The organism is Nocardiopsis sp. TNDT3 (assembly GCF_003427465.1).
GTDB lineage: Bacteria > Actinomycetota > Actinomycetes > Streptosporangiales > Streptosporangiaceae > Nocardiopsis > Nocardiopsis dassonvillei.
Map to the genome: position 1 here is coordinate 1 of NZ_QPFC01000284.1, position 5,775 is coordinate 5,775.

Here is a 5,775-nt window from a genome sequence, read left to right on the forward strand (position 1 = left end):
TGAATCGGCCAGGCCTGCCTTGTTCAGCTTGGCCAGCAGGCGGCGGATCACCACCGGGTTGGTGTTGACGCTCGTCGCGATCTGCTCGGAGGTGGCGACCTCGTGTCCGCGCCGCTGATACAGCCCGATCCATGTCAGGGCGTGCGCCGCGATGGTCAGCCTGCTGTTGGCGCTCACGTCGGACTCCGCCTCCCCCGCCCCTCGGTTCTAGTCGTAACTATAAGGGTTACAACCACATGCGGCAAATTCTGCGGGGCTGGCCGAACCGACCTCGTCGGCTCGCCTGGAGCGTGTGCGGAATGGTTTCGGGCGGCCAGCACCAGACACGGCGCAGTCGTCCGCCCTTACCCGTGCAGGCGCTCCAAGGCCGACAGGACCTCGCCGTCGGGGTCCTCCACCATCTCCTTCGCCTCACGGGTGAAGGAGAGCACCGCGTTGAACAGCTCCATGGCGTCCTCGGTCCGGCCGGAACGCTCCAGTTCCTGTACCGCGTCCACGGCGCTGTGCACCGCCCGGGCGTACTCGGCCGCCTGTTCGCAGGGAACCGGTTCGGTGACGTGCAGGGCGCCCTCGAACAAGGTCCGCAGCGCCTCGGGGCTCCCGGACGCCACCGCTGCCCGTGCCTCCAGGGCCAGGGTGAGCCCGGGGGAGCGGTCCGCCTCCTCCAGCAGCAGCTCCACCAACCGTTCGCGGTCCAGGGTGTGCAGGTAGGAGGAGACATCGGGTACGGAGGACGCGGTTCCGCCGTGCTCGCGTTCGTACAGGTGCACCAGCCCCACCGCGACCACGTGCTTGCAGCAGTCGCCCTCCTCGGCCCAGGGGCAGTCGCAGCGCCAGGAGAAGGCTCCCTCGGCGGTGAGCCGTACCCGGTAGCGCCGCTGTCCGCGGACGGTGGCGCGCACGGTCTTCGCGTCCCGGCGTAGCCCCGACACCCGTCCGAGGTGGTCCAGGCCGCGGTCGAAGGACTTTCTGCCAGCCAGTTCCAACAGCAGATCGCGGGAGAGCTCAGGCATGGGCCCAGTCAAGCGGAGCGGCACGGAAAGCGCCGGGGCGAAGTGGAAATCCCCGTTCGTCCGGGTCCCCGGTGTGGGCGAGGGCGTCCAGCGATGAGTTCCCGCACGGTAGCCTTCCCGTGGCCCGGACGAGCGCTCCGGCCCCGGCGGGAACGCCCCGGCGTCCGGCGCCGGAGCCCCACCGCACCGGCCGGGCGTCCGTTCGTCCGAAGACCCGAGAGCGAGACCGGTTGTACGCAGGCACCTTCTCCATCGTCGCCCACGACGTCGCCACCGGAACGTGCGGTGTCGCGGTCAGCAGCCGCTTCCCGGCGATCGGCGCGCTGTCGGTGTTCGCGCACGCGGAGGCGGGGGCGGTCGCCACACAGGCGCTGATCAACCCGCTGCTGGGCGCTGACGCCCTGGAGCTGCTGCGGTCCCACTCCGCCGAGGAGGCGCTGCGCCGGGTCCTGGACGCCGACCCCGACGCCGACTCGCGACAGGTCGCCGTGGTCGACCGCGAGGGACGCGCCGCCGCGCACACCGGCGCGCAGGCGCACCCGTGGTGCGGCCATAGGGTGGGGGACGGGTACGCGGTGGCGGGCAACATCCTGACCGGCGCCGACACGCTCGACGCGATGGCCGAGCGGTTCGAGGCCGGCGCCGGGGAGCGGATGGACCGGCGGCTGCTGGGCGCCCTGGAGGCGGGGCAGGCGGCCGGCGGCGACCGGCGCGGCAGACAGAGCGCCGCGCTGTACGTGCATACCGGCCACCCCTACCCCCACCTGGACCTGAGGGTGGACGAGCACCCCGACCCGGTGGCCGAGCTGCGCCGGATCCACGGGGTCGCCGAGCGGGAGCTGCTGCCGTTCGTGGAGGCCATGCCCACGCGCGCGCACCCCGCGGGCCGCTTCGAACGCCTGCTGGACACCGGCGACCGCTGAGCCCGCCGCCTGCGGCCACGATCTTCCACCGCCGTGGGAAGCGTGCCGGCGGCCGACCGGGGCGGCAGCGGCGCGGCGCCCCGCAGCGGTGACGGGTTCAGGAGCGGCGGCCGTCTCCGGCTCATCCGTCCGCGGAGCCCCGGGCGAACCGCCGCGCGAGGCCCTGCACCGCCCCGTAGTCCGGGACGCCCTCGGGGAGGGGAAGGCCCGACGCCACCGCCTCGGCCGCCGCCAGGGCCCCGTGCAGGGCGGCGCGGAAGAGCAGTGAACCGCAGCTCACGCGCCGCACGCCCAGGTCTGCGAGGACCCGCAGCGGCGGGCCGTCGGGGGAGTGGAGGATGTTGAGCGGCACACGCAGCGCGGCGGCCAGGGCGGCGATCTCCTCCTCGTCGCGCAGGCCGGGCACGAACACCCCGTCGGCTCCGGCCTCCTCGTAGGCGGCGGCCCGGTCGGCGGTCTGTTCCGCGTGGCCGGGCAGCCAGCGGGTGTCGGTGCGCGCGTTGAGGAACAGCGTCGGCGCCGCCTCCCTGACCGCGCGGATCACCGCCCGCTGGTGTCCGGTGTCGGCGAGCCCGCCGTCCGCGAGGCCGTCCTCCAGGTTGATTCCGGCGATCCCCGTCCGCTCCAGTTCGGCGGCCAGCGCGGCGACCCGTGCCGGTGACGCGCTGAAGCCGCCCTCGACGTCCACGCTGACCGGCACGTCCAGCCGGGACAGGCCGCGGGCGAGCCGTAGCGTCTCCTCGCGCGCGAGCCCTCGGGCGTCGGGCAGCCCGGCCGCCGCGGCCACACCCAGGCTGGTGGTCCCCACGGCGCGGAACCCCGCGGCGGCCAGGGCGGCGGCCGACGCGTGGTCCCAGGCGTTGGGCAGCAGCAGGGGAGCGCCCCGCAGGTGCAGGGCGCGGAAACGCTCGCCGGGGCTCTCCGGTTCTGTCGGGAGGTCGGCGCCGGAGGGCGGAGGCGGGCGGTCGTGGTCGGCGGATCCGCTGCCGGGTGCTGTTCGGGAAGCCATACGGCGACGCTAGGGCCGCGTCGTTTCGGTCGCCGCCGAAGCGACGGGACGGCACCGGCCGAACCCTGATGGCCGCAGATCCCGCCGCGGGTCAGGCGGTGCCGGGGTGGATGGTGAAGACCCGGTTCAGACCGACCATGCTCATGATGCGCAGGGTGTTGGCGGGGACGGCGAGCAGGGCTATGTCGGCCCCGGCCGCCAGGGCGTGCTGACGGGCGGCCAGCAGGGCGCTGATACCGCTGGAGTCGCAGAAGTCCAGGCCGGACAGGTCGATGGACAGGCACTGGCCGGACTCCAGGGCCAGGAGCCGGACCTCGTGGCGCAGGGTCGAGGCGTGGTCGTAGTCCAGCGAACCGGTCACGTCCAGGACGGGACCCGTCGCGCTGTCTCGGCGGGTGACGGTCAGGGTGCTCATCGTGGACCGCTCATCGTGTGGTGTCCGGTTCCGGACGGGGCGGTGGAGGGCGGGGCGGGGACGCCGAGCGCGAGGAGGGCGGTGTCGTCCTCCAAGCCCTCGCCGAAACCCTCCAGCAGTTCGGCCAGCGCGTCGACGACGCCGTGGGCCGTGGAGGGGGCGTGCCGCGCGACGAAGGAGAGCAGGGCCTCCTCGCCGTACATCGTGTCGGGTCCGGCGCCGGTGCGGGCCTCGGTCAGGCCGTCGGTGTAGAGCACGAAGGTGTCGCCGGGGGCGAGGGCGGTCTCGACGGTGGCGAAGTGGGCGTCGGGCAGCACGCCGACGAGCATCCCGCCGGGGGCGAACAGGAACTCGGCCCGGCCGTCCCCGCGCAGGGCCAGCGCCGGGGGGTGGCCGCCGAAGGCCAGGCGGGCACGGACGTGCCCGGCGTCGCCGTCGGGTTCGAGGACGCCGAAGACGGCGGTGCAGTAGCGGGGGTCGCCGTTGTCGGCGTAGCGCTCCAGGAGGGCGGTGTTCAGCGTGCCCAGGGCGTCCGCGGGTTCGGACGAGTGCAGGGCGGTGGTGCGCAGGACGTAACGGGCCTGGGAGGTCAGGGTCGCGGCCTCGGGCCCCTTGCCGCTCACGTCGCCGAGGAAGAACGCCCAGCACCCGTCACCGAGCGGGAAGAGGTCGTAGAAGTCGCCGCCCAGCCGGTAGGGGGAGGCGGTGTGGTAGTAGGCGGCGGCCTCCATGCCCGGAACGTCGGGCAGGGTGTCGGGCAGCAGGGCCCTCTGGAGGATGACGAGCGCCTCTCCCAGGCGCGCCCGGTCCGCCTCGGCCCGCCGGTGCGCCTCCTCGGCCTCGGCGCGGGCCCGTTCGGCCTCCTCGCGGGCCCGTTCTGCCTCGGCGCGGGCCTGCTCCGCCTCCCTGCGGCGGCGCAGCAGCTCCTCCTCGTAGGAGCGGCGGTCGGTGGCGTCGAAGACGGTGGTGCGGACCAGCAGCGGCTGGCCCCCGCCGTCGCGCTTGACGGTGGAGGAGACCAGCACGGGAAGGCGGCCGCCGTCGGAGGCCCGCATCTCCAGGGCGATGCCGTTGACCTCGCCCCGCAGGTGCAGCAGGGGCGCGAAGTGCGTCTCGTGGTAGAGCCTGCCGCCCACGGTGAGCAGGTCGGTGAAGCGCATGCGGCCCACCACGGCGGCGCGCTCCAGGCCGAGCCACCTCAGCAGCGTCGCGTTGATCCTGGCGACCGTGCCGTCCATGAGCGTGGACAGGTAGCCGCACGGCGCGGACTCGTAGAGTTCCTCGGCGCTGTCCTCCAGCAGCGCGCTGAGGGCCGCGTCGGTGGCGGAGCCGTTGCCGGCCCCGGGAGGCCCCGTCTCCCCGCTCATCCGGCGTCCCGGAGGGACTCCAGGAACTCCAGCAGCGCCGCCGCGGTGGCCCGCGGCGCGCTCAGCTGCGGGCAGTGGCCGGTGGCGTCCAGGGTGACCAGCGTGGAGGAGGGGATCGCGGCGTGGACGAAGGCGCCCACCTCGGGCGGGGCGATGGCGTCCTGGGCGCACTCCAGGACCAGGGTGGGGACCTCCACGCCCTTCAGGTCCTCGCGGTTGTCGGACAGGAAGGTGGTGCGGGCGAAGACCCGGGCGATGTCGGGGTCGGCGGCGCAGAAGCTGGTGGTCAGCTCCTGTCCCAGTTCGGGCCGCTCGGGGTTGCCCATGATCACCGGTGCCATCGCCGACGACCAGCCCAGGTAGTTCGACTCCAGCGAGGCCAGCAGTTCGTCGATGTCGGCCGCGGTGAAGCCGCCTCGGTAGCCCTCGTCGTCGATGTAGCGGGGGGAGGGGGTCACCATCGCCAGCGCCCGGATCCGCTCCGGCAGCGCCCGCGCGGCCAGGACGCCGACCATGGCGCTGACCGAGTGCCCCACGAACACCGCCCGTTCCAGGTCGAGGGCCTCGCAGACCTCGGCCGCGTCCTGGGCGTAGCCCTCCAGGGAGGAGTACCTGTCCTCGCTCCAGGCGGAGGCGTCCGACCCCCCGGAGCCGACGTAGTCGAACAGCACCACCCGGTACCGCTCGGCCAGGGCCGGGACGACCAGGCGCCACAAGTTCTGGTCACAGCCGAACCCGTGGGCCAGCACGACCGTCGGCCCGTCGGCCGCACCGGTGACGGTGACGTTGTTCCTGCGCAGGATGTCCATGTCGACCGCCCTTTTCCTCACGCCGGCCCGTACCAGAACGGTACTCGATCCCATGGGGTGTTTCCGGTGCCGAAACGGACGTGTCCGTCATCTCCTCAGGCGGTACGGACAGGGACGGCCGGGTCGGAGTGGCCCCGGTTTCCCCCGGGTTTTCCGGATCACGGCCCCGCGTCGGCCCGGACGCCCGGGGAACGGGCGGTCACGGTCCCTCCCCGCCCTCCCGCTCCCGCGGACCGGGG

7 protein-coding genes are annotated in these 5,775 nt (G+C 73.9%); 1 reads left to right on the plus strand and 6 read right to left on the minus strand.

All coding sequences use genetic code 11. From position 1 onward, the window contains the following. Together DQW06_RS07720 and DQW06_RS07725 are read right to left on the minus strand one after the other, a co-directional pair. On the minus strand, window positions 1-177 hold a 177-nt coding region (locus tag DQW06_RS07720; protein ID WP_198662400.1), incomplete at its 3' end, for an Rrf2 family transcriptional regulator. Window positions 178-344: 167 nt separating this feature from the next. Further along, the gene (locus tag DQW06_RS07725; RefSeq protein ID WP_117198214.1) at window positions 345-1,013 is read right to left on the minus strand and encodes an SWIM zinc finger domain-containing protein; all 669 of its coding nucleotides are present in this window, start codon (window positions 1,011-1,013) and stop codon (window positions 345-347) included. Window positions 1,014-1,243: 230 nt separating this feature from the next. Here DQW06_RS07725 and DQW06_RS07730 point away from each other — a divergent pair, with 230 nt between their 5' ends. Further along, complete coding sequence (locus tag DQW06_RS07730) at window positions 1,244-1,936, plus strand: DUF1028 domain-containing protein (protein ID WP_013153670.1); 693 nt, start codon at window positions 1,244-1,246, stop codon at window positions 1,934-1,936. Between the two features lie 121 nt (window positions 1,937-2,057). On the opposite strand, the gene DQW06_RS07735 is transcribed toward DQW06_RS07730, so the two are convergent. The 4 genes from DQW06_RS07735 to DQW06_RS07750 all read right to left on the minus strand — a co-directional run bounded on the left by DQW06_RS07735 (window position 2,058) and on the right by DQW06_RS07750 (window position 5,536). Continuing rightward, the gene (locus DQW06_RS07735; RefSeq protein WP_117198215.1) at window positions 2,058-2,945 is read right to left on the minus strand and encodes an isocitrate lyase/phosphoenolpyruvate mutase family protein; all 888 of its coding nucleotides are present in this window, start codon (window positions 2,943-2,945) and stop codon (window positions 2,058-2,060) included. Window positions 2,946-3,036: 91 nt separating this feature from the next. Then, window positions 3,037-3,360 carry an STAS domain-containing protein gene (locus tag DQW06_RS07740; protein WP_013153668.1) on the minus strand — a complete coding sequence of 108 codons (324 nt, stop codon included), beginning with the start codon at window positions 3,358-3,360 and terminating at the stop codon, window positions 3,037-3,039. Continuing rightward, window positions 3,357-4,727 carry a PP2C family protein-serine/threonine phosphatase gene (locus tag DQW06_RS07745; RefSeq protein WP_013153667.1) on the minus strand — a complete coding sequence of 457 codons (1,371 nt, stop codon included), beginning with the start codon at window positions 4,725-4,727 and terminating at the stop codon, window positions 3,357-3,359. Before DQW06_RS07745 ends, DQW06_RS07740 begins: the two co-directional genes overlap by 4 nt. After that, entirely contained in the window at window positions 4,724-5,536 is an 813-nt protein-coding gene (locus tag DQW06_RS07750; RefSeq protein WP_041552750.1) for an alpha/beta fold hydrolase, read from the minus strand. The genes DQW06_RS07745 and DQW06_RS07750 overlap by 4 nt, the downstream gene beginning before the upstream one ends. Between the last annotated feature and the right edge of the window lie 239 nt (window positions 5,537-5,775).